The sequence below is a fragment of the Clostridioides sp. ES-S-0001-03 genome, assembly GCF_020676075.1.
Lineage (GTDB): Bacteria > Bacillota > Clostridia > Peptostreptococcales > Peptostreptococcaceae > Clostridioides.
Genome location: NZ_JACVWJ010000011.1, coordinates 26027 through 48607, shown reverse-complemented (window position 1 = coordinate 48607; position 22581 = coordinate 26027). Strand labels below are relative to the sequence as shown.

Annotated in this window: 29 protein-coding genes; all 29 read left to right on the top strand. The window is 30.8% G+C overall.

The window, feature by feature from the left end:
* The first annotated feature begins 24 nt into the window (after nt 1-24).
* The 29 genes from IC174_RS17845 (at nt 25) to IC174_RS17705 (ending at nt 22505) form a co-directional block, all read left to right on the top strand.
* Nucleotides 25-918, top strand: a complete 894-nt coding sequence (locus tag IC174_RS17845; RefSeq protein WP_227436270.1) for a DUF1385 domain-containing protein — start codon at nt 25-27, stop codon at nt 916-918.
* A 17-nt stretch (nt 919-935) separates the two neighbouring features.
* Nucleotides 936-1787 carry a peptide chain release factor N(5)-glutamine methyltransferase gene (gene prmC / locus IC174_RS17840; protein ID WP_227436268.1) on the top strand — a complete coding sequence of 284 codons (852 nt, stop codon included), beginning with the start codon at nt 936-938 and terminating at the stop codon, nt 1785-1787.
* 43 nt (nt 1788-1830) lie between these two features.
* Nucleotides 1831-2895, top strand: a complete 1065-nt coding sequence (gene prfA, locus IC174_RS17835; RefSeq protein ID WP_227436258.1) for a peptide chain release factor 1 — start codon at nt 1831-1833, stop codon at nt 2893-2895.
* Between the two features lie 128 nt (nt 2896-3023).
* Nucleotides 3024-3704 carry a ZIP family metal transporter gene (locus IC174_RS17830; RefSeq protein ID WP_227436256.1) on the top strand — a complete coding sequence of 227 codons (681 nt, stop codon included), beginning with the start codon at nt 3024-3026 and terminating at the stop codon, nt 3702-3704.
* Between the two features lie 28 nt (nt 3705-3732).
* On the top strand, nt 3733-4773 hold the full coding sequence (locus tag IC174_RS17825) for an L-threonylcarbamoyladenylate synthase (RefSeq protein WP_227436254.1): 1041 nt from the start codon (nt 3733-3735) through the stop codon (nt 4771-4773).
* A gap of 16 nt (nt 4774-4789) precedes the next feature.
* Nucleotides 4790-5239, top strand: a complete 450-nt coding sequence (locus IC174_RS17820; RefSeq protein WP_227436252.1) for a low molecular weight protein arginine phosphatase — start codon at nt 4790-4792, stop codon at nt 5237-5239.
* A gap of 16 nt (nt 5240-5255) precedes the next feature.
* Nucleotides 5256-5708, top strand: a complete 453-nt coding sequence (gene rpiB, locus IC174_RS17815; protein WP_227436250.1) for a ribose 5-phosphate isomerase B — start codon at nt 5256-5258, stop codon at nt 5706-5708.
* A gap of 35 nt (nt 5709-5743) precedes the next feature.
* Nucleotides 5744-6373, top strand: a complete 630-nt coding sequence (gene upp, locus IC174_RS17810) for a uracil phosphoribosyltransferase (protein ID WP_227436248.1) — start codon at nt 5744-5746, stop codon at nt 6371-6373.
* A gap of 291 nt (nt 6374-6664) precedes the next feature.
* On the top strand, nt 6665-7480 hold the full coding sequence (yqeB, locus tag IC174_RS17805; protein WP_227483593.1) for a selenium-dependent molybdenum cofactor biosynthesis protein YqeB: 816 nt from the start codon (nt 6665-6667) through the stop codon (nt 7478-7480).
* Between the two features lie 227 nt (nt 7481-7707).
* On the top strand, nt 7708-8145 hold the full coding sequence (locus IC174_RS17800; RefSeq protein WP_227436245.1) for a deoxycytidylate deaminase: 438 nt from the start codon (nt 7708-7710) through the stop codon (nt 8143-8145).
* 199 nt (nt 8146-8344) lie between these two features.
* Entirely contained in the window at nt 8345-8572 is a 228-nt protein-coding gene (locus IC174_RS17795; RefSeq protein WP_227436243.1) for an AtpZ/AtpI family protein, read from the top strand.
* A gap of 4 nt (nt 8573-8576) precedes the next feature.
* The gene (locus IC174_RS17790) at nt 8577-8963 is read left to right on the top strand and encodes an ATP synthase subunit I (protein ID WP_227436241.1); all 387 of its coding nucleotides are present in this window, start codon (nt 8577-8579) and stop codon (nt 8961-8963) included.
* A gap of 2 nt (nt 8964-8965) precedes the next feature.
* Nucleotides 8966-9670 (top strand): F0F1 ATP synthase subunit A, encoded by a 705-nt coding sequence (locus IC174_RS17785; protein ID WP_227436239.1) that lies wholly within the window; start codon nt 8966-8968, stop codon nt 9668-9670.
* 70 nt (nt 9671-9740) lie between these two features.
* Nucleotides 9741-10001 carry an ATP synthase F0 subunit C gene (gene atpE / locus IC174_RS17780; protein ID WP_021386434.1) on the top strand — a complete coding sequence of 87 codons (261 nt, stop codon included), beginning with the start codon at nt 9741-9743 and terminating at the stop codon, nt 9999-10001.
* Between the two features lie 123 nt (nt 10002-10124).
* Complete coding sequence (gene atpF / locus IC174_RS17775; protein ID WP_227436237.1) at nt 10125-10622, top strand: F0F1 ATP synthase subunit B; 498 nt, start codon at nt 10125-10127, stop codon at nt 10620-10622.
* Nucleotides 10619-11164, top strand: coding sequence for a F0F1 ATP synthase subunit delta (locus tag IC174_RS17770; RefSeq protein ID WP_227436235.1), 546 nt, complete (start codon nt 10619-10621; stop codon nt 11162-11164). The genes atpF and IC174_RS17770 overlap by 4 nt, the downstream gene beginning before the upstream one ends.
* A 16-nt stretch (nt 11165-11180) precedes the next feature.
* On the top strand, nt 11181-12683 hold the full coding sequence (atpA, locus tag IC174_RS17765) for a F0F1 ATP synthase subunit alpha (protein WP_227436234.1): 1503 nt from the start codon (nt 11181-11183) through the stop codon (nt 12681-12683).
* Nucleotides 12684-12710: 27 nt separating this feature from the next.
* On the top strand, nt 12711-13589 hold the full coding sequence (gene atpG / locus IC174_RS17760; RefSeq protein ID WP_227436233.1) for an ATP synthase F1 subunit gamma: 879 nt from the start codon (nt 12711-12713) through the stop codon (nt 13587-13589).
* 12 nt (nt 13590-13601) lie between these two features.
* Complete coding sequence (atpD, locus tag IC174_RS17755; RefSeq protein ID WP_227436232.1) at nt 13602-14996, top strand: F0F1 ATP synthase subunit beta; 1395 nt, start codon at nt 13602-13604, stop codon at nt 14994-14996.
* A gap of 2 nt (nt 14997-14998) precedes the next feature.
* On the top strand, nt 14999-15259 hold the full coding sequence (atpC, locus tag IC174_RS17750; protein WP_227436229.1) for an ATP synthase F1 subunit epsilon: 261 nt from the start codon (nt 14999-15001) through the stop codon (nt 15257-15259).
* A 473-nt stretch (nt 15260-15732) separates the two neighbouring features.
* Nucleotides 15733-16113 (top strand): holo-ACP synthase, encoded by a 381-nt coding sequence (gene acpS / locus IC174_RS17745; protein ID WP_227436228.1) that lies wholly within the window; start codon nt 15733-15735, stop codon nt 16111-16113.
* 14 nt (nt 16114-16127) lie between these two features.
* Nucleotides 16128-16589, top strand: a complete 462-nt coding sequence (locus IC174_RS17740; protein ID WP_227436219.1) for a CBS domain-containing protein — start codon at nt 16128-16130, stop codon at nt 16587-16589.
* A 20-nt stretch (nt 16590-16609) separates the two neighbouring features.
* Complete coding sequence (gene gerS, locus IC174_RS17735; protein WP_227483592.1) at nt 16610-17200, top strand: germination lipoprotein GerS; 591 nt, start codon at nt 16610-16612, stop codon at nt 17198-17200.
* 14 nt (nt 17201-17214) lie between these two features.
* Nucleotides 17215-18372 carry an alanine racemase gene (alr, locus tag IC174_RS17730; RefSeq protein ID WP_227436215.1) on the top strand — a complete coding sequence of 386 codons (1158 nt, stop codon included), beginning with the start codon at nt 17215-17217 and terminating at the stop codon, nt 18370-18372.
* A 32-nt stretch (nt 18373-18404) separates the two neighbouring features.
* On the top strand, nt 18405-18692 hold the full coding sequence (locus IC174_RS17725; protein WP_227436214.1) for an antitoxin: 288 nt from the start codon (nt 18405-18407) through the stop codon (nt 18690-18692).
* Complete coding sequence (locus IC174_RS17720; protein ID WP_003421356.1) at nt 18661-19044, top strand: type II toxin-antitoxin system PemK/MazF family toxin; 384 nt, start codon at nt 18661-18663, stop codon at nt 19042-19044. The genes IC174_RS17725 and IC174_RS17720 overlap by 32 nt, the downstream gene beginning before the upstream one ends.
* A gap of 171 nt (nt 19045-19215) precedes the next feature.
* The gene (locus IC174_RS17715) at nt 19216-20043 is read left to right on the top strand and encodes a transketolase (protein WP_227436212.1); all 828 of its coding nucleotides are present in this window, start codon (nt 19216-19218) and stop codon (nt 20041-20043) included.
* On the top strand, nt 20036-20977 hold the full coding sequence (locus tag IC174_RS17710) for a transketolase family protein (RefSeq protein WP_227483591.1): 942 nt from the start codon (nt 20036-20038) through the stop codon (nt 20975-20977). The genes IC174_RS17715 and IC174_RS17710 overlap by 8 nt, the downstream gene beginning before the upstream one ends.
* Nucleotides 20978-21410: 433 nt before the next feature.
* Entirely contained in the window at nt 21411-22505 is a 1095-nt protein-coding gene (locus tag IC174_RS17705; protein WP_227483590.1) for a hypothetical protein, read from the top strand.
* The last annotated feature ends 76 nt before the right edge of the window (nt 22506-22581 follow it).

The window sequence follows — 22581 nt, the reverse complement described above, 5'->3', positions numbered from 1 at the left end:
AATGCAATTGAATGAGGTGAGTGGATGGGAAAGCAATCTGTAGGTGGTCAAGCTGTTATTGAAGGCGTAATGATGCAATCAAAAGATAAAAGAGCTGTAGCTGTTAGAAAAAGTGACGGAGAAATAGCCTTAAAAGAAGATAGAATAAAAAGTTGGGTAAGAGATAAGAATATAGACAAGATACCTTTTATTAGAGGTTCTTTTGTTATGATAGATACAATGATTCAAGGAATAAAGAGCTTGAACTTTTCTTCAGAGTTTTTTATGGAAGAAGCTGAAGAGGACAAATTTGACTTATTTATGAAGAAGATTTTTAAAGATAAGGCAAATGATATACTTATAGTATTTTCCTTGGTTATAGCCATGATACTTTCAGCTGGTTTATTTATTTTTATACCTACACTAGTAGGAGGGGCTTTTTCTAAGGTAATACCTAGTGATTTTATGCTCAATTTAATAGAAGGTATTATAAGGATAGTTATATTATTTGCATATATAGTATTGATTTCTAGAAGTAAGGATATAGAAAGAGTATTTCAATATCATGGCGCAGAGCATAAATCCATATATTGTTATGAAAATAATTTAGAACTTACAGTAGAAAACGCTAGAAAATTTAAAAGACTTCACCCTAGATGTGGTACAAATTTTTTGTTTATAGTTATGGCTGTATCAATAATACTATTTGCATTTTTTGGTTGGCCAAATCCAATACTTAGGATATTTATGAGAATCATATGCGTTCCTATAGTAGCAGGATTATCTTATGAAGTAATTAGAATTCTTGGAAAATACGACAATGGATTTACTAAGATTATTGCATATCCAGGTATGATGTTGCAATACTTTACGACTAAAGAGCCTGATGATGAGCAGTTAGAAGTAGCTTTAGAAGCATTAAAGGCAGTAGTAGATTAAAGAAAAGGGTATTTATTATGACGATAAAAGATATAATTATTAAATATTCAGAGGAATTTAAAGGTATAAGTGATACTCCAAGACTAGATACAGAATTATTGTTACAAAAAGCATTAGGTGACGTTGATAGATTGTATATTCACTTAAATCTAAGTAAAGAATTAACTGAAGAACAGAAAACAGAATTTATAGGTTTTGCAGAAGAAAGAATAAATGGAAGACCAATAGCATATATAGTTGAAAATAGGGAGTTTATGGGACTAGATTTCTTTGTTAAGGAAGGAGTATTAATCCCAAGACCAGATACAGAAACTTTGGTAGAAGAAATAATTGAAATATGTAAAGGTAGAAAGAATGTAAGCATACTAGATATAGGTACTGGTTCAGGTGCGATTACAGTTAGCTTAGCAAAATATATTGAAAATTCTAAATTGATGTCTTTTGATATATCAGAAACAGCCTTAGAAATAGGAAAGAAAAATGCTATTATAAATGAAGTTGATGAAAAAATAGAGTACATTAAATCAGATTTATTTACAGTATTGAATAATAGTGATATAAAATTTGATATTATAGTTTCAAATCCACCATATATAAAAAAACAAGACATAGAAACACTACACACACAAGTTAAAGATTATGAGCCATATAATGCACTTGAGGGTGGAGAAGATGGATTGGATTTTTATAGAAAAATAACAGAGCAAGGTAAGAAATATTTAAATCAATGTGGAATATTAGCATATGAAGTTGGTCACAATCAAGCTGAAGATGTAATTAATATTATGAAAAGTAATGGATATAAAAAAATATATACAAAGAAGGATATACAAGGCATTGATAGAGTTGTTATAGGATACAATATATGATATAATCAACAATTGATATGTTACATTTAATCGAGGTGAAAGTATGTTAAAAAAATTAGAGGTATTGGAAGATACATATAAAGACTTAAGTGAAAAAATAGGTGATCCTGATGTAATAAATGATCAAAAAGTTTGGCAAAAGTATATAAAAGAACATGCTGACTTAGAGCCTATTGTTATGAAATACAGAGAGTACAAAAGCGTTTTAGATAGCATAAAGGAATCAAAAGAAATTTTACAAGAAGAGTCAGATGAAGAGTTAAGAGAATTAGCTAAAATGGAACTATCTGAAATGGAAGAAAAAGTAGCTCCAATAGAAGAAGAAATAAAAATACTACTATTACCTAAAGACCCTAATGATGACAAGAACGTTATAGTTGAAATTAGAGGTGGAGCTGGAGGAGATGAAGCAGCTCTATTTGCAGGTGATTTATTTAGAATGTATTCGAGATATGCTGAGAGAAGAAGATGGAAAATAGAATTATTAAGTGCTAGTGATACTGGAGTGGGTGGATATAAAGAAGTATCTTTTATGATAAAAGGTAAAGGAGCTTACTCAAGATTAAAGTATGAATCTGGAGTTCATAGAGTTCAAAGGATACCATCAACTGAATCTGGTGGAAGAATACACACATCAACTTCTACTGTTGCAGTATTACCAGAGGTTGAAGATGTAGAAGTTGACATAAATCCAAATGATTTAAGAATAGACGTTTTCCGTTCTTCAGGTAATGGAGGGCAAAGTGTCAATACTACTGACTCTGCTGTTAGGGTAACACACATACCTACAGGTGAAGTAGTATCTTGTCAAGATGGAAAATCACAATTAAAAAATAAAGAGCAAGCTTTAAAAATATTAAAAGCGAGACTTTACGATAAAGCATTGGCAGAACAACACAAAGATATAGCAGCAGAAAGAAAAAGCCAAGTCGGAACTGGTGACAGATCAGAAAGAATAAGAACATATAATTTCCCTCAAGGTAGAATAAGTGACCATAGAATAAATTTAACTTTATATAAGCTAGATGCATTCTTAGATGGGGATATAGATGAAATGATAGACGCTTTAATTACTGTTGACCAAACAGAAAAAATGACTGCAATATAAGGAATGTTTTAAAAGAGCTGTTTCTTTCTAGAAATTATTTTCTATTTTGAAACAGCTATTTTGCATTTTAGGTCATGTTATCATATTCTACTGTATATAATTGTTATATACAAGTACAGGAGGGTTATATGATACTAAAAGTAACAATAATTGGACTTTTGGCAGGTGTTATAGGGACAGGATTAGGAGGAGTTATATCAGCTATCTTCAAAAGAGAAGTTGATAAATACCTAAATTTCTTTATGGGATTGTCTGGCGGAATAATGTTGGCTGTAGTAGTATTTGATTTGATGAAAGAATCCATGGATAAAATGGGAGTAATCAATACAGTTATATTTACATTTGTTGGAGCTCTCATAACTATGTACATAAAAACAAGATTGGATGTATCTGGAAGTATGGCATCTGGATATCTTATATTCATAAGTATATTACTACATAATTTACCAGAAGGATTGGCTATTGGTTCTTCTTTTATGTCAACAGAAAGCTTAGGTATCACTCTTGCTATAGTAATAGGTCTACATAACATACCAGAAGGATTAGCTATGGCATTGGGTCTGATATGTAATAAAATGAGGATGAGTAAAGTTATTTTATTTACAATAATAGCTGGATTGCCTATGGGTCTAGGAAGTTTTTTAGGTGTTTATTTTGGAGGAGTGTTTACTTCTCTTATAGGTGTATTTCTTGCTACAGCAGGAGGTACAATGATGTATGTTGTATTGGAAGAAATTTTTCCGCATTCAAAAAGTGTGTATTGTATAGTTGGTTTTTTGTTAGGTACAATAATTGTAAACTATATCTAAAATTAAAATGAAAGCAGGCATACGAAAGATGAAGACTATTATAAGTAATATTGATATAAATAATATTGATTATGAGGAAATAAAAATACAAGCAAAACTTCTTAGAGAAGGTAAGACGGTTATTTTTCCAACTGAGACAGTATATGGATTAGGTGCAAATGCATTAGATGAAAATGCAGTAAAGAAGATTTATGAAGCTAAAGGTAGACCTAGTGATAATCCACTTATAGTCCATATTTATGAAAAAGAAGAAGTTTATGATTTAGCTAAAGATATAAGTGATAAAGCTAAACTTGTTATGGAAAAACTTTGGCCAGGGCCTATAACCATAATACTAAATAAAAAAGATATAATTCCATATAGAACTAGTGGAGGACTTGATACAGTTGCAATAAGAATGCCTTCTCATATTATTGCCAGGGCAATAATAAAAGAAGCAGGCATACCTATTGCAGCTCCTTCTGCAAATATATCAGGGAGACCATCCCCAACAAAAGCGAAACATGTATATGAAGAAATGAATGGAAGAGTTGATGGAATAGTTTTAGGAGGAGATAGTAACTTTGGACTAGAATCAACTGTATTAGACCTTACAGAAGAGATTCCTATGATATTAAGACCTGGAAGTATAACTAAAGAAGTCTTAGAAGAAATTCTTGGTGAAGTAAGGCTTGACCCATCATTAAGTAAAAAAGAAGATAATCAAAAAGCCAAGGCTCCAGGAATGAAATATAAACATTATTCACCAAATGCAGACGTATATATTATATCTGGCAAAAGGGAGAATGTAGCAACAAAGATTAATGATATGATAAAATCTAATAAAGAAAAAGGTCTAAAAACAGGTGTAATGTGCATTAGTAGAAATAAAGAGTTTTATAATGGAGAAGTAATAGATTTGGGGAGTACTCTTGAGGAAGTAGCAAGTAATTTGTTTGATGCTCTCATAGAAATGGATAAAAAAGGTATGGATGTTATATATTCTGAGGAATTTCCTAAGAGCGGTGTCGGACAAGCAATTATGAATAGATTACTTAAGTCAGCAGGATATAAAGTAATAAAAGCTTAAAAAGGAGTTGTGAAATATGAATATACTTATTGTATGTACAGGAAATACTTGTAGAAGTCCTATGGCTGAAGTTATATTAAAGAAAGCTATTGAGGAGTCTGGAAAAAATATTGAAGAATATTGCATATCCTCAGCGGGTATATCTACAGCAAATGGTATGGATGCTTCTAATAATTCTATAGAAGCTTTAAAAGAGCTTGGAATAGATTTATCAAATCATAAAAGTAGAGTAATTACTAAGGATTTATTAGATAAATCAGATATCATACTAACAATGACTAAATCTCATAAAGAAATTTTAGTCCAAGCAGTTCCAAAATGCAAAGAAAAAGTGTATACTTTTAAAGGGTTCGCAAATCAGGATGAGTCAGATATATCTGACCCATTTGGTGGAAGCTTGGATACTTATAGAGATACTATGAAAGAAATAATATATTCTGTCAACCAAATAGTAAAAAATATATAAAACGGAGGATAAAGAAATGAAAATAGGATTAGGCTGTGACCATGGAGGATATAATTTAAAAAAAGAAATAATAAACTATTTAGAAGGAAAAGGGATTGAATGTGTAGATTATGGAACTAAGAATGCTACAGATTCTGTTGATTATCCTGCGTATGGAGAAATAGTTGCAAATGCAGTTATAGATAAAGATGTAGATTATGGAATATTATGCTGTGGTACAGGGATAGGAATATCTTTAGCTGCCAATAAAGTTCCTGGAATAAGATGTGCAGTTGTATCAGATGTATTTTCTGCAAAAATGTCAAAAGCACACAATGATGCAAATATGTTGTCATTAGGTGAAAGAGTTTTAGGTAAAGGTTTAGCACTTGAAATAGTTGAGGCTTGGATTAGTACAGATTTTGAAGGTGATAGACATGCTAGAAGAGTAAATATGATTAAATCAATAGAAGAAAAACACAATAAATAATAAAAATTACAGTTTTATCAGGAGGAATTATCAAAATGAGCAAAGTGGTAGAGACAAACCATCCATTAATACAACATAAACTAACTTTAATGAGAGATAAAAATACTGGTTCTAAAGATTTCAGAGAACTTTTAACTGAAATTGCAATGCTAATGGGATACGAAATAACAAAAGATATACCATTAAAAGATGTAGAAATAGAGACTCCTATTCAAAAAACATCATCTAAAGTTGTTGCAGGTAAAAAACTAGCTATAATTCCAATTTTAAGAGCAGGGCTTGGAATGGTAGATGGTTTAGTAAGTTTAATGCCTGCAGCAAAAGTTGGTCATGTAGGATTATATAGAGACCCAGAAACATTAAAACCAGTTGAATATTATTGTAAACTTCCTCAAGACATAGGAGAAAGAGATATAATAGTAGTTGACCCTATGCTTGCTACAGGAGGTTCTGCTGTTGCAGCAATAGATTTACTTAAATCTAAAGGAGCTAAAAGTATAAAATTAGCTAATTTAGTAGCTGCACCTGAAGGAATACAAGAAGTACAAAAATATCATGATGATGTTGATATATATGTTGCATCAATTGATGAGAAATTAAATGAACATGGATATATAATTCCTGGTCTTGGTGATGCAGGAGACAGATTATTTGGAACTAAATAAAAATTAATAACTATAAATATTTATTGGGAACTTTCTTATATAGTAAAAATTATTTAATATAAGGAGGTTCCTTTTTATATGTATTTTCTCATAATAAGAATTCTTGAATTGATAAATTTCTCGAATTGAGAATAAAAAGCTTTTACCAATTAATAAAGAATGGCTATTTTACTTGAGTTTACAAATTATGAGCAATTTTAAATATGGCATGTTAGTTGCTTACGATTAAATTGATATATATTAATTGAGTTTAAATTAAAATATTAATGATATTATTGGGAGTGATAATACATGAAAAAATGTATAGTAGTAAGAGGAGCTGGAGATTTAGCAACAGCAGTTATACATAAGTTACACAATAGTGGTTTTAAAGTGGTTGCATTAGAAATAGAAGAGCCTTTAGCAATAAGAAGACAGGTCTCTTTTTGTGAGGCTGTATATGAAAAGGAAGTTACTATTGAAGGTATAGATTGTAAACTTTGTAAAAATAAAGATGAAATCGAAAAAACGTTATCTCAAGATAAAGTAGCACTTATTGTAGACCCAAAAGGAGAAAAACTATCTGAGATAAATCCAGTTGTTTTGATTGATGGAATATTAGCCAAAAAAAATTTGGGTACAACTAAGGATATGGCTCCACTTACAATAGCTTTAGGACCTGGATTTTGTGCAGGAGAAGATGTTGATGTGGTCATAGAGACAATGAGAGGTCATAATCTAGGAAGAATAATAACCAGTGGTAGAGCTGAAAAAAATACAGGAATACCAGGTGCAATAAAAGGGATTTCTAAAGAAAGAGTAATACACTCAGAACATAGCGGAATAATGGAAAATGTATGTAAGATAGGCGATATAGTTGAAAAGGGTGATTTACTTTGTTATATTAATGATTATGGACAAAAATATGAAGTTAGAGCAACAATATCTGGAGTTCTTAGAGGATTACTAAAAGAGGGAGCAAAAGTAAATAAAAATTTAAAAATATTAGACATAGACCCTAGAAAAGAGGAAGTTAAGAATGCTTTTACCATATCAGATAAAGCTAGATGTATAGCTGGAGGGGTTTTAGAAGCCATATTAAAAAATGGAATCTATCCAATAAATTAATTTATGATAAATAAGACTATTAATATTTCATTAAGGTGATATAATAAATTTAATAGATTAAGGAGAGCATATAAAGGGTATTTAAAATTTAAATGGTAAAAATGCTCTTTTTTTATTGGACATTCAATTGACATGTGTATATAATATAAAAATAAGTATTTATTTAGGAAGAAATCTAATAAATATATATGAGACCAGTACATAAACAAAGAGGAGAAAAGTAAATTATGAGACCATCATGGGATGAATACTTTATGGAAATTGCAGAAGTGGTAAAAAAGCGTTCAACTTGTATTAGGAGACAAGTAGGAGCTGTTATTGTAAGAGATAAACAAATTCTAACAACTGGATATAATGGTTCCCCAAGAAATCTTGAACATTGTGAAAATATTGGGTGCAAAAGACAGGAACTAAATATTCCTTCAGGAGAAAGACATGAACTGTGTAGGGCATTGCATGCTGAGCAAAATGCTATAATACAGGCTGCCCATAATGGTATTAGTGTAGCTGGAGCAACTTTATATGTTACTACAAGACCTTGTGTTTTGTGTGCAAAAATGTGCATAAATGCAGGGATATTGAAAATTGTTTATGAAGGCGATTATCCAGATGATATGTCTACAGAATTGTTAGAAGAAGCAGGAATAGAACTTATAAAATTCTAGTAGATAAATTTTTAGTGAATAATTTTAGAATGACAATAAACGATAAAATTTGACACTGAAATACATGCTCATGAAATGATTAAAAGAAAGTGTTTGAAAAATAATCAGATTAGTAGTAAGATATATTTTATAATTAAATAAATTTATGATATAGATTAATTACATGTTATTTATTTTGTAATAATGAGGGATACTATTTATGAGTAAAAAAAATACACATATGGAAATTGCAAAGCTGTTTAGTTTAATAAGTCAAATAGGATTGATGATTGTAATATCAATATTAGGATGTACTTTCTTAGGAAAATTTTTAGATAGTAAATTAAATACAAGTCCAGTTCTAACAATAATATTTTTACTGTTAGGGGTTGGAGGTGCTTTTAGTGGTGTTTATAAAACTCTGATAGTATATACACGAAGGAAGTGATATATTGGATATAAAATTACTTAACCAAGTAAGGTCAGTAACAAAGGGTATAGTAATATTTGATGTAATTTTAATTGTGCTAATGTTGATAACATCAACATTAAGTAAGCCAGTATTTTTAGGACTTATATTTGGCTCTATAATAGCTATGTTAAATTTTAGATTATTAGCAATCTCACTAGAAAAAACAGTGTCATTGCCAGCTGGAAAAGCACAAGCTTATGCATCAGCACAATATACCATTAGGCTATTTATAATGGCAGTTGTTCTATTTGCTTCAGCTAAGGTTCCACATTTAAATATAATCGGAACAGCACTAGGATTATTGAGTACAAAGTTTGTCATATTATCAAAAAACTTTATAAATAAATTAAAGAGGAAGGAGGCGTAAGTATGAGTCAAGCGCATTATTATCTCATAGGAAACTTTAAAATTAGTGAAACAATACTAGTGAGTTGGGGAATAATGGCCTTTTTAGCGATAGCATCTTATTTTTTAACTAGAAATTTGAAAAAAGTTCCAACCAGTAAAGTTCAAATATTTTTGGAATTTGCAATAGGTGGTCTTGCTAAAATGGTTACAAATGTTATGGGTAAAAACACAGTAAAAAGAATGCCATATATGATACCATACATAGGAAGTTTGTTTTTATTTTTCGCGTGCTCAAATTTAAGCCCATTACTTGGATTAAGATCACCAACAACCGACCTAGATACAACTGCTGCATGGGCAATGATTACATTTTTTATGATTTATTTTGCAGGAGTTAAATTTAAAGGAGTATCATACTTTAAAGAATTGGCTCAACCACTTGCCATAATGTTACCAATTAACATTATAGGTGAGTTAGCTAGACCAATATCATTAAGTTTCCGTCCATTTGGAAATATCTTAGGTGGAACAATTATAATGGGTCTATTTTATCAACTTTTAGGTTTTATATCTAGTCTAATACCAGGATTATCAATACCAATTGGACAGATACTAATACCAGTACCATTACACTTGTACTTCGATTTATTTGCAGGATTGTTACAAGCATATATATTTATAATGTTAACAATGGTGTTTATATCAAGTGCAGGGGAATTAGATTAAGAAATCAACTTATATTAAGATAAAAAATAAAAAACAATTTAAATTTTTAAATTTTAAGGAGGAAATAATTATGGAAACAGCAATAGTAGCGGCAGCATCAGCAATAGGAGCAGGAATAGCAGTTGCAACAGGTATAGGTGCAGGAATTGGTCAAGGTGTAGCAGCAGGTAAGGCAGCAGAAGCAGTAGGAAATCAACCAGAAGCTAAAGGTGATATAACTTCAACTTTATTACTAGGTGTTGCTATAGCAGAGTCTTCAGCAATATATGGCTTGGTTGTATCAATAATACTTCTATTCGTAAATCCATTCTTCAAATACTTAGGAATGTAGATTTAGTCCTTAAATATTTTGAGATAGGTTTTATAGATAAATCATCTCAAACTTATAATCATGAGATGAATTTTATCATCTCGTGATTATAAGTAGTTATGATTTATGGAAAGGAGGATAATTATGGAGAAAGCACTAGTAGGTATAACATGGGAATTTGTATTCCAAATTGTTAATACTTTTATAATATTTTTACTTCTAAGAAAGCTTTTATTTAAGCCAGTTTTAAATATAATCCAATCAAGAGAAAATGATATTAAAAATGACTTAGCAGAAGGCGAAAAAGCAAAAAACGAAGGATTGGCACTAAAAAAAGAATATGAGTCAAAAATCAATTTTGCTAAAGACGAAGGTCAAGAAATCATAAAACAAGCAACTATAAGAGCAGAGAAAAAATCAGATGACATAATAAGTACTGCAAAACAAGATGCTCTTAATATAAAAGATAAAGCAAGCAAAGATATAGAACAAGAAAAACAAAAGGTTATGAATGAAATTAAGAGTGATATATCAAATATAGCACTACTTGCAGCATCTAAAGTTATTGAAAAAGATTTAGATAAATCTAAACATGAAGAATTGATAGAAAACTTTATAAAAGAGGTAGGGGAGGCTAAATGATAAATGTAGTAGCAAATAGATATGCCGAAGCCCTGTTTCAATTAGGAGAAGAAGAAAATTCAACTGATATATTATTTAAAGAATTAGAAAAAGTAGTAGATATGATGACTAAAGTTAGCAAAGATTTCTACAAAGTTTTAAAATCACCATTAGTTTCAAAATCAGAAAAGAAAAACTTGGTAGAAATCATTTTTGATAAGGAAGTAAGCTCTAACATAAAAAATTTCTTAAAAGTTTTGGTAGATAAAGATAGAATAGCGTTTTTGGAAGACATAGAGTTAGCTTATAAAGACTTATTAAATAAGAAAAATAATATAATTGATGGTGTCGCAATAAGTGCGATTCCAATGAGTGAAACAGATATTAAAGAACTTGAAGTTAAACTTTCAAACAAATACAACAAAAATGTTACTATAGAAAATGTAGTTGACAAGACTATACTAGGGGGAGTTCTAGTTAGACTTGGAAATGAGCAGATAGATGGCACTGTAAAAACTCGTCTAGATAAGATGAAAGAAAAGCTATCTGAAGTAATATCTTAAGAATGGCGGTGAACCCATGAACTTAAAACCTGAAGAAATAAGTTCTATAATTAAACAGCAAATAAAGAATTATGAGAATAAAGTTGAATTGACAGATACAGGTAGTGTTTTAACCGTTGGGGATGGTATAGCTAGTGTATATGGATTAGAAAAAGCTATGTCTGGTGAGTTACTAGAGTTCCCAGGTGAAGTATATGGTATGGCACTTAACTTAGAAGAAGAAGTAGTTGGAGCTGTTATACTTGGAGATGACAGTGGAATAAAAGAAGGCGATATAGTTAAGAGAACTGGAAGAATAGTTGAAGTTCCAGTTGGAGAAGCCTTAATAGGTAGAGTTGTAAATTCTCTAGGTCAGCCAATAGATGGAAAAGGACCTATAGCTTGTACAAAAACTAGACCAGTTGAATCTGAAGCACCTGGTATAATAGATAGAAGATCTGTTTATGAGCCATTACAAACAGGTATAAAATCAATAGATTCAATGATACCAATTGGTAGAGGTCAGAGAGAGTTAATAATAGGTGACAGACAAACTGGTAAAACATCTATAGTTGTCGACACTATATTAAATCAAAAAGGAAAAGATGTTATCTGTATATATGTAGCAATTGGGCAAAAACGTTCTACTATAGCTCAATTAGTTAGTTCATTAGAAAAAGGTGGAGCTTTAGACTATACAATAGTAGTTTCAGCAACAGCATCTGAATCAGCACCACTTCAATATATAGCACCATACGCTGGAGCAGCTATGGGTGAAGAATTTATGTACAATGGAAAACATGTGCTTATAGTATATGATGATTTAAGTAAACAAGCCGTTGCATATAGAGAAATGTCATTATTACTTAGAAGACCACCAGGACGTGAGGCATATCCTGGAGATGTATTCTACTTACATTCAAGATTACTTGAAAGAGCAGCTAAGTTATCTGATGAATTAGGAGGAGGCTCAATGACTGCCTTACCTATAATAGAAACTCAAGCTGGAGACGTTTCTGCGTATATACCAACAAATGTTATATCTATAACAGACGGTCAAATATACTTACAACCAGAATTATTCTATTCAGGTGTAAGACCAGCAGTTGACCCTGGTATATCAGTATCGAGGGTTGGTGGTTCTGCGCAAATTAAGGCAATGAAAAAAGTTGCAGGTACATTGAAACTTGCATATTCACAATATAGAGAGCTTGCAGCATTCTCACAATTTGGTTCTGACTTAGATGAAGATACTAAAAAGAGACTTGCTCAAGGTGAAAGAATCGTTGAGATATTAAAACAAGGTGAGCATCAACCAATAAAAGTTGAAAATCAAGTTATGATAATATACGCTGTTATAAATAATCACTTGGAAGATATTCCAATAGATAATATAGCTAGATTTGAATCAGAATTGTATGCATTTGTAGATAATAATTATCCAGAAATATCAAGAAAAATATTAGATGGAGAAGACTTCACTCATGATTTAACAGATGCAATAAATGAATTTAAAGAAAAGTTTGTTGTTGAAGTATAATCCTTTTTAAAAAAGGAGGTAAATTAATTGGCAGGAGCTGGAATTAAAGCGATTAAAACACGTATGGGGAGTGTTGAAAGTACAAAACAAATAACTAAAGCAATGGAACTTGTTGCATCTTCTAAGCTTAGAAAAGCAAAAGAAAAAGCTGAAGATTCAAGAGAATACTTTAATACTTTGTACGATACAGTAAAAGATATTGCCCAAACAACACGTGGAGTTAGAAATGAATTTTTAAAAGTAAGAGAAGTAAAAAATAAATGCTATATAGTGGTAGCTGGAGATAGAGGTCTTGCAGGTGGATACAATTCCAATGTATTAAAGGAATCTGTATCTCACATGGAAGGAAAAAAAGAAACAGTTATCACAGTAGGAAAGAAGGCACACGAGTTTTTTTCTAAGAGAAATTACAATATAGCAAAAGATATAAATAGTGTTGAAGCTTGTGGATATGAAGAAGCGATAGAAATTTCACAAACTGTTATTGACCTGTATAAAAAAGGTGAAGTAGATGAAGTTTATATAGCTTATACAAAGTTTAAATCAGCGTTATTACAAGAAGTTGAAGTTTTAAAATTGCTTCCATTGGTGTTTGAAAAAGATACAGATGACCATGGAATTGTAATAAAAGAAGAAAAACAAAATAAATCGAAAGTACAATATATACCATCAGCAGAAGCAGTCTTAAGTTATATTGTGCCTCAGTTTGTATCAGGTACAATATATGGTGGGATTTTAGAATCTTTTGCATCAGAGCAAGGAGCTAGAAGAACTGCGATGGAATCAGCCACAGATAATGCGAATGAAATGCTATCTAATTTAGAGTTAAGTTATAACAGAGCAAGACAGTCAGCTGTAACTCAAGAAATAACAGAGATAGTTGGTGGAGTTGAAGCTCTAAAATAGGGAGGTTAGGAAATGGCAAATGTAGGTGAAATAGTACAGATTGTAGGAGCTGTACTAGATGTTAAGTTTGATAATGAACAAAGCCTACCTAACTTATTAAATGCGTTAGTAATAAAGTTAGGAGATAAAGAAATAGTTGCAGAAGTTGCTCAACATATAGGTGATGATACAGTAAGATGTATCTCTATGAGTGCAACAGATGGACTTGTAAGAGGTATGGAAGTTGTAGATACAGGAGGACCAATAAGTGTTCCTGTTGGAGATGAAACTTTAGGTAGAATATTCAATGTTCTTGGAAAACCAGTTGATGGAAAACCAGCTCCAAAGTCTGCGCCTAAGTTACCTATACATAGACCAGCACCAGCATATGACGAACTAGAAACTACAGCTGAGATACTAGAAACAGGTATTAAGGTAGTTGATTTGCTAGCACCATATCTGAAAGGTGGAAAAATAGGTCTATTTGGAGGAGCAGGAGTAGGAAAAACAGTTTTAATACAAGAACTTATAAACAATATTGCTAAGCAACATGGTGGTATTTCTGTATTCTCAGGAGTAGGAGAAAGAACAAGAGAAGGTAATGACCTTTATGGAGAAATGAGTGAGTCTGGAGTTATAAATAAGACAGCTCTAGTATTTGGTCAGATGAACGAGCCACCTGGAGCAAGAATGAGAGTTGCTTTAACTGGACTTACAATGGCAGAACATTTTAGAGATGAGCAAGGACAAGACGTCTTACTTTTCGTTGATAATATATTCCGTTTCACACAAGCTGGTTCAGAAGTTTCAGCACTTCTAGGACGTATGCCATCAGCTGTTGGTTACCAACCAACATTAGCTACTGAAATGGGTGCACTTCAAGAGAGGATAACGTCAACTAAGAAAGGTTCAATAACATCTGTTCAAGCAGTATATGTACCAGCAGATGACTTAACTGACCCAGCACCAGCTACAACATTCTCTCACTTAGATGCAAAAACAGTTTTATCTAGACAAATATCATCACTTGGTATATATCCAGCGGTTGACCCTCTTGAATCTACATCAAGAATTCTTGACCCTAGTATAGTAGGAAAAGAACATTATGAAGTAGCCAGAGGAGTTCAATCAATACTTCAAAGATATAAAGAACTACAAGATATAATTGCCATACTTGGTATGGATGAATTGTCTGATGAAGATAAGTTAATAGTTGCACGTGCTAGAAAAATACAAAGATTCTTATCTCAATCGTTTACAGTTGCAGAGCAATTTACAGGAAATCCAGGTCAATATGTTCCTGTTAAAGAAACTGTAAGAGGATTCAAAGAGATACTTGAAGGTAAACATGATGACTTACCAGAGTCAGCATTCCTGTTTGTAGGTACAATAGAAGATGCTGTTAAAAAAGCGAAGGGAAGTATGTAGTCATGGCTAGTGAATTTTCATTGAAAGTTGTAACTCCAAATGATACATTTTATGATGGAGAAGTTGAAATGATAGTAGTTAGAACTACAAAGGGAGACAAAGGGGTATTGAAAGGTCATATACCATTTGTTTCAGGCATACCTGTAGGGACTTTGAAGATAAAAAAAGATGGAAATTTTAAAGAAGCAAAAATATCAGAAGGATTTGTTAATGTAGATCAAAATAAAACCGTTATATTGACAGAATCTGCTGAATGGATTTAATAACTTAATATAAAACATGAAAAGTCATTTTTACTAAAAATATTTTTGGTCAAAGTGACTTTTTTTATGTTTTGGTGTTAATAAAATAACAACAAATAGAGTTTAAAGTATGGAGAAATTGTACTGATAATAAATTCACAAAATGTTTGAATTTACTGCAAAATTATGTTGTAATTAATAAGATAAAGAAAGTTTAGATAGATTATATAGAAGTGAAAAAATATTCATATAAGGAATCTATATAAAATTTTTATAAAATTTAAAAAATTTGCTTACTTGTGTAGTATAATAAATAATATAATAGATTTACATAGGTTATTTATTATAAATAATTTTAAAAGTTACAATTTTATTATAATGATTATTAAATTGGTATAAGTAACATAAACTAAACAATAATAGGTATTATCAATAGTAAATTTATAAATTCATTATTAAATGAAAAGAGCTATTATAAATTTTCTGGAGGAAAAATGGATATATTTGATATTGGAGTGGACATAGTTGAAATTGACAGAATAAAAAAAGCTGTAGAAAAAAATAATCGGTTTTTAGAGAAAATGTTTACAGATAAAGAAATTGAATATTTTAATTCTAAAAATTTTAAGGCAGAAAGTATAGCTGGTAATTTTGCGGCTAAGGAAGCTATAAGTAAATCTATGGGTACAGGAATCAGAATGTTTAACTTTAAAGATATAGAGGTTCTCAGAAATGAAATGGGAAAACCAATAGTAAAAACTTATAATAATCTGGCAAAAATGTGCATAGATTATAATGTTTTAGAAATAAAAGTTTCAATATCACATTCAAAAGATTATGCTATAGCAAATGCGATAACTATAATTAAGGACTAAGGAGTGATTACACTATGATGGATAAAACAGCAAAAGAAATAATGACAACAGATGTAATAGTAGCAAAACAAGATGATAGTATAGCAGATGTAGCTAATATGCTAATTGCAGAGAAAATAGGAGGATTGCCAGTTGTAGATTCAGAAAATAAAGTTGTTGGAATAATTTCTGAAACAGACATTCTTAAAAAAGAAAAATATATAGAAGCACCTCTCTATATAAATTTATTACAAGGGCTGATTTTTTTAGATGATTTAAAAAAGGTAGAAAAAGACATAAAGCAAGTAGCAGCGTATAAAGTCGGAGAACTGATGTCTAAAGACATAATAAAAGTTCATGAAGATGATAAGTTCGATGATGTGGCTAATATAATGATTAAAAAATCAATAAACAGAGTTCCTGTAGTAGATGATGACAATAAAATTAAAGGTATAATCTGTAGATATGATATAATAAAAGCTTTATATAATGAATAAACTGAAGTAGGAGGTGTGATGTGAAAAAAAAGTGGACTATAGTATGTATTATGTTCTTGGCACTGGTTATAATTGTAATAGGATGCCAAAAACGACAGTCCACAAAAGAAGAAGTATACAAAGACTTTCAAAAGCAGATTTCTGATATGAATTCTTACAGTTGTAAAGCTGAAGTAGAAGTAGTTGGAAATAAGAGCCCACACAATTATGTTTTAATTCATACTTATAAAAAAACTGATAACTATAAATTAGAAGTAATTTCCCCAAAACACTTAAAGGGAAAAAGTATAGAGTATCAAGGTGATAAAATATTAGTTAAAAATCCAAATATCAGTGATATAGTGGAATTGCCTAATACAGGAAAAAATAATCAATATCTTTTTATAGGAGACTTTATAAAAAATTATCTTCAAAACGAAGAGATGAAAATAAAGTTATCCAAAGGAAATTTGGTTTTAGAGACTTTTATTCCTGGGGATAATAAATATTTTAATAAGCAAGTATTATATGTAAATGCTGACACAAAGAACCCTGAAAAGATGGAAGTGTTAGATAATGAAGGAGTGCCAAGATTTACAGTAAAATACAGAGATTTTGAATACAGAAACTAAGGGGGACTAAAGAAATGCAAAAAATAACAGTGCCTACATGGGCAGAGATAAATCTAGATAACTTAAGATTTAACTTAAAAAATATTAAAAATTTATTAGAAGAAGATATTAAGGTTTGTGGAGTAATAAAAGCTGATGCATATGGACATGGTGCAGTAGAAGTTGCAAAATTATTACAAAAGGAAAAAGTAGATTATTTAGCAGTAGCAAGAACTGCTGAAGGAATTGAACTTAGACAAAATGGTATAACACTTCCTATTTTGAACTTAGGATATACTCCAGATGAAGCTTTTGAAGATTCTATAAAAAATAAAATAACTATGACCGTTTATTCTTTAGAAACAGCACAAAAGATAAACGAAATTGCAAAATCTTTAGGAGAAAAAGCCTGTGTTCACATTAAAATAGACTCAGGAATGACTAGAATAGGTTTCCAACCTAATGAAGAGTCAGTTCAGGATATAGTAAAATTAAATAAATTAGAATATATAAATTTAGAAGGTATGTTTACTCATTTTGCTACAGCTGATGAAGTAAGTAAAGAGTACACTTATAAACAAGCTAATAATTATAAATTTATGTCTGATAAGTTAGATGAAGCTGGTGTAGAAATAGCTATAAAGCATGTATCAAATAGTGCAGCTATTATGGATTGCCCTGATTTAAGATTAAATATGGTAAGAGCAGGAATAATATTATATGGTCATTATCCATCTGATGATGTATTTAAAGAAAGACTAGAACTAAAACCAGCCATGAAATTAAAATCAAAAATCGGACATATAAAACAAGTTGAACCAGGTATAGGAATAAGTTATGGACTAAAATATACAACTACTAGTATGGAAACAATAGCTACAATTCCAATAGGATATGCAGATGGATTTACTAGAATTCAAAAGAATCCAAAAGTTATTATTAAAGGAGAAGTATTTGATGTAGTTGGTAGAATTTGTATGGATCAAATAATGGTTAGAATTGACAAAGATGTAGACATAAAAGTTGGAGATGAGGTTATACTATTTGGAGAAGGTGAAGTTACAGCTGAACGTATAGCCAAAGACTTAGGAACTATAAACTATGAAGTGTTATGCATGATATCAAGAAGAGTTGACCGTGTTTATATGGAAAATAATGAGCTTGTACAAATAAACAGTTATTTGCTAAAATAAAACCATGATATTATAATCTGGGAGGCGATTTTGTGTACGATAAGAGTAAAGAAAAAATAGAAGTTACTTTACCAGACTCTCTGATTTCTGAAGTTGATAGTATTGTTCAGATGGAGAACAGTAACAGAGAAGATTTTGCAAAAGCTGCTTTTCAGTTCTATATAACTCAGAAAAAGAGAATTCATATTAAAGAATCTATGAAAACGGGTTATAGAGAAATGGGTCAAATTAATCTGTCATTAGCTGAACTAGGTATGACAGTTGACGAAGTATCTTCTGATGATAAAAATGAAGGGAAGATTGCCCAAGGTGAGTACTAATTGTGAAATAAAGCGTGGTGATTTATATTACGCTGATTTAAGTCCAGTTGTTGGTTCAGAACAGGGAGGAGTTAGGCCTGTTCTGATAATACAAAATGATGTAGGTAATAAATATAGTCCTACAGTTATAGTATCAGCTATAACATCTCAGATTAATAAAGCCAAATTACCTACTCATGTAGAGATAAGTTCCAATGAATATGGGCTTAATAAAGACTCAGTGATTCTTTTAGAACAAATCAGAACTATTGATAAAAAGAGGCTGAGGGAAAAAATTGGTTGTCTAGATGAAAATATGATGATAAAAGTAGATGATGGACTTCAAATAAGTTTAGGATTGTTTACTTTTTAAAGAGGGATTTGTCTTTTGTTAGACAATCCCTTTTTTCTTTAAAAATATTTCATAGAGTTTAATTTTAGTGCCTAAGCTAATAAAATCAAAAATAACGAAAAAAAATAGCATAAAAGTGATATAATAATATGGAATTGATATAAAAATTACAAACTCAAGGGAGGTAATTACATGAGAGACCATAAAGGATTAAATGAGATTGCGCGTATCATAAGAAGAGATATAGTTTCTATGATACATAGAGCCAAATCTGGACATCCAGGAGGGTCATTATCAGTAGTTGAAATACTTACTGCGTTATACTTTGATGAAATGAATGTGGATTCTTCAAATCCTAAAATGGAGGATAGAGATAGATTTGTATTATCAAAAGGACATGCTGCACCAGCATTATATGCAACATTGGCTGAAAAAGGTTATTTTGATAAGGAAGAATTAAATGGGCTGAGGAAAATAGGAAGAATGTTACAAGGCCATCCAGATATGAAAGGAACACCTGGTGTGGAGATATCTACAGGTTCCTTAGGTCAAGGTTTCTCGGCTGCATGTGGGATGGCTATGGCATCAAAATTAGATAATGCACCATGGAATGTGTACACTTTACTTGGTGATGGAGAAGTTCAAGAAGGTATTGTTTGGGAAGCTGCTATGAGTGCAGCACATTATAAACTTGATAATTTAATTGCTTTTTTAGACAATAATGGACTTCAGATAGATGGAAACATAGAAAGTGTAATGAACTTAGGTTCAATAGTTGATAAATTTAAGGCTTTTGGATGGAATGTAATTGAAATAGATGGTCATGATTTTGACCAAATATTTGCTGCTCTTGATATAGCTAAATCAACAGTTAAAAAGCCTACAATGATAGTTGCAAAGACTATAAAAGGTAAAGGAATATCTTTTATGGAAAATCAAGCAGGATGGCATGGGACAGCTCCAAATGATGCAGAACTAGAACAAGCCTTACTTGAATTAGGAGGTGCTGACAATGAATAAAATGGCAACAAGAGAAGCATATGGTAAAGCCTTGGTAAAATTAGGACAAATAAATGACAATGTTGTAGTATTAGATGCAGATTTATCAAAGTCTACAAAGACACATGATTTTTATGAAGCATTTCCAGATAGATTTTTTAATATGGGTATAGCCGAACAAAATCTAATAGGTGCTGCTTGTGGGTTATCAACTGCTGGAAAAATACCTTTTGCTAGTACTTTTGCTATGTTTGCTACAGGAAGAGCATTTGAGATTATAAGAAATTCAGTTTGTTATCCAAAATTAAATGTAAAAATTTGTGCTACTCATGCAGGACTTACTGTTGGAGAAGATGGAGCATCTCATGAAAGTGTAGAGGATATTGCAATAATGAGAGCTATACCAAATATGACAGTTCTTGTTCCAGCTGATGGAGTAGAGACAGAGAAGATGATTTTTGAAATAGCTAAATACAATGGACCTGTTTATGTTAGACTAGGAAGAAGTTCAGTTCCAGTTTTATTTGATGAGGATTATCACTTTGAAATAGGAAAAGGTGTAGTACTAAGAGATGGCAATGATGTCACGATTATAGCTTGTGGGATTATGGTGAATGATGCTATATTAGCACAAGAAAAATTGCAAGAAGAAGGTATTAGTGCTAGAGTCATAAATATGTCAACAATAAAACCTATAGATAAGGATTTAATATTAAAATCAGCAAAAGAAACTAATGCCATTGTAACTGTAGAAGAACATAGTATAATTGGAGGATTAGGTTCTGCTGTAAGTGAGACAGTTGGAGAATCTTATCCAACTATTGTAAAAAAAGTTGGGATTAAGGATTCTTTTGGAGAATCTGGTGCTCCAAACGAATTGTTAAAAAAATATGAATTAACTTGTGATGACATAGTAAAAGCTGTAAAAGAAGCTATTCTTGCAAAAAGAATGTAAGAAATATAAATTATGCATGTTTGTTAACAATATAATATGTGTAAAAGAGAGATATAAAGCATTATATGAATTTGTATCTCTCTTTTTTATACACTATATCAATTTATCAAAAACCTAACCGAATATTCAAATTTTTACAAAAATAGAGGAAATATTCAAATATATATTGACTATTCAGAAAAATATGACTAATATATAGTTTATAGGGAAATTAGTTTTATACATATAATAACTACTTAGATAAAAAGAATTTAAAGAATTGTATGAAGGGAGGTATACTGTATAAAAAATATGCTATAAGTTTTAAGTTATTATACAAAATACAAAAAGTTTTAAAACAGTTATCATGGATTTTATGTTAAAGGAAATTGTAAGTAGTTTATCGAAGTAATTAAGCAGATGAAAAAATTTCACGTGGGGAGGTAACTGAGATATGTCAGAAAAAGTAAATGTTAAAACAGTCATCAGTTTCGCAGGAGCTTATGTAGCAACAGTAATCGGTTCTGGGTTTGCAACAGGACAAGAAATAATGCAATTTTTCACTTTTTATGGGTTTGCAGGTATTATTGGTGGGATAATTTCAATGGTATTATTCTCATGGATGGGTGCTTCAGTAATGTCAAAAGGTAAAGAACTTCAACTTAAGGAACCTATCAAAATTTATCGTGTTTATTGTGGTAAGTATTTAGGAATATTCTTTGAGTGGTTTGGACCTTTATTCTTATTTGGTGTTTTCGTAGTAATGATTTCAGGAGCAGGAGCAACTTTAACTGAATACTATGGATTAAATCCATTTGTAGGTAGAATAGGTATGGCAGTAGTAGCATTATTAACTGTTTCATTAGGTCTTGATAAATTATCAAAGATACTAGGTGGAATAGGACCTATAATAATAATATTTACACTTTTAGTTGGAGCTATAAGTTTAAGCAGTAATATAGGTAATTTATCTCAAGCAGGAGAGATTCTTAAAACTGTAGAGGTAACTAGACCAGTTCCAAACGCATACCTATCTGGTGTAATATACACTACTTATAATACAATCGTTGTCATGGCGTTCTTAACAGGATTAGGAGCAAGTGCTGCTAATAAAAAAGAAGCTGTTTGTGGTGGTATACTAGGTGGGGTAGCACTTATGGCAGCAGCTATAATGATGAACTTAGCAATGCTTTCTGATATAGGAAACTTATATTCAAAAGCAATACCTTCATTATTCTTAGCTGATAAGATTTCACCACTAGTTGGAGTTTTATTCTCAATAGTTCTTATATTAGGAATATATACAACAGCTGTACCTTTATTATGGTCAGTAACTAATAGATTTGTAGATGATAATCATCCTAAATTCAAATTAATAACAGTAATAACAGCTATATTAGGTCTTATAGGAGGATTCTTACCATTTGATAAGCTGGTTGGCATCTTATATCCATATACCGGATATATGGGCGTCATAATACTGGTTTGTGTTCTTTATAGACAGATTACAAAAACATCTGGCTATCAAGAAGGAGTTAATGGTAAATAAGTAATTTGGAATTGTAAAATAAAGAGTTATATAAAAACAATTTAATTGTTTTTATATAACTCTTTTTTATTTTATA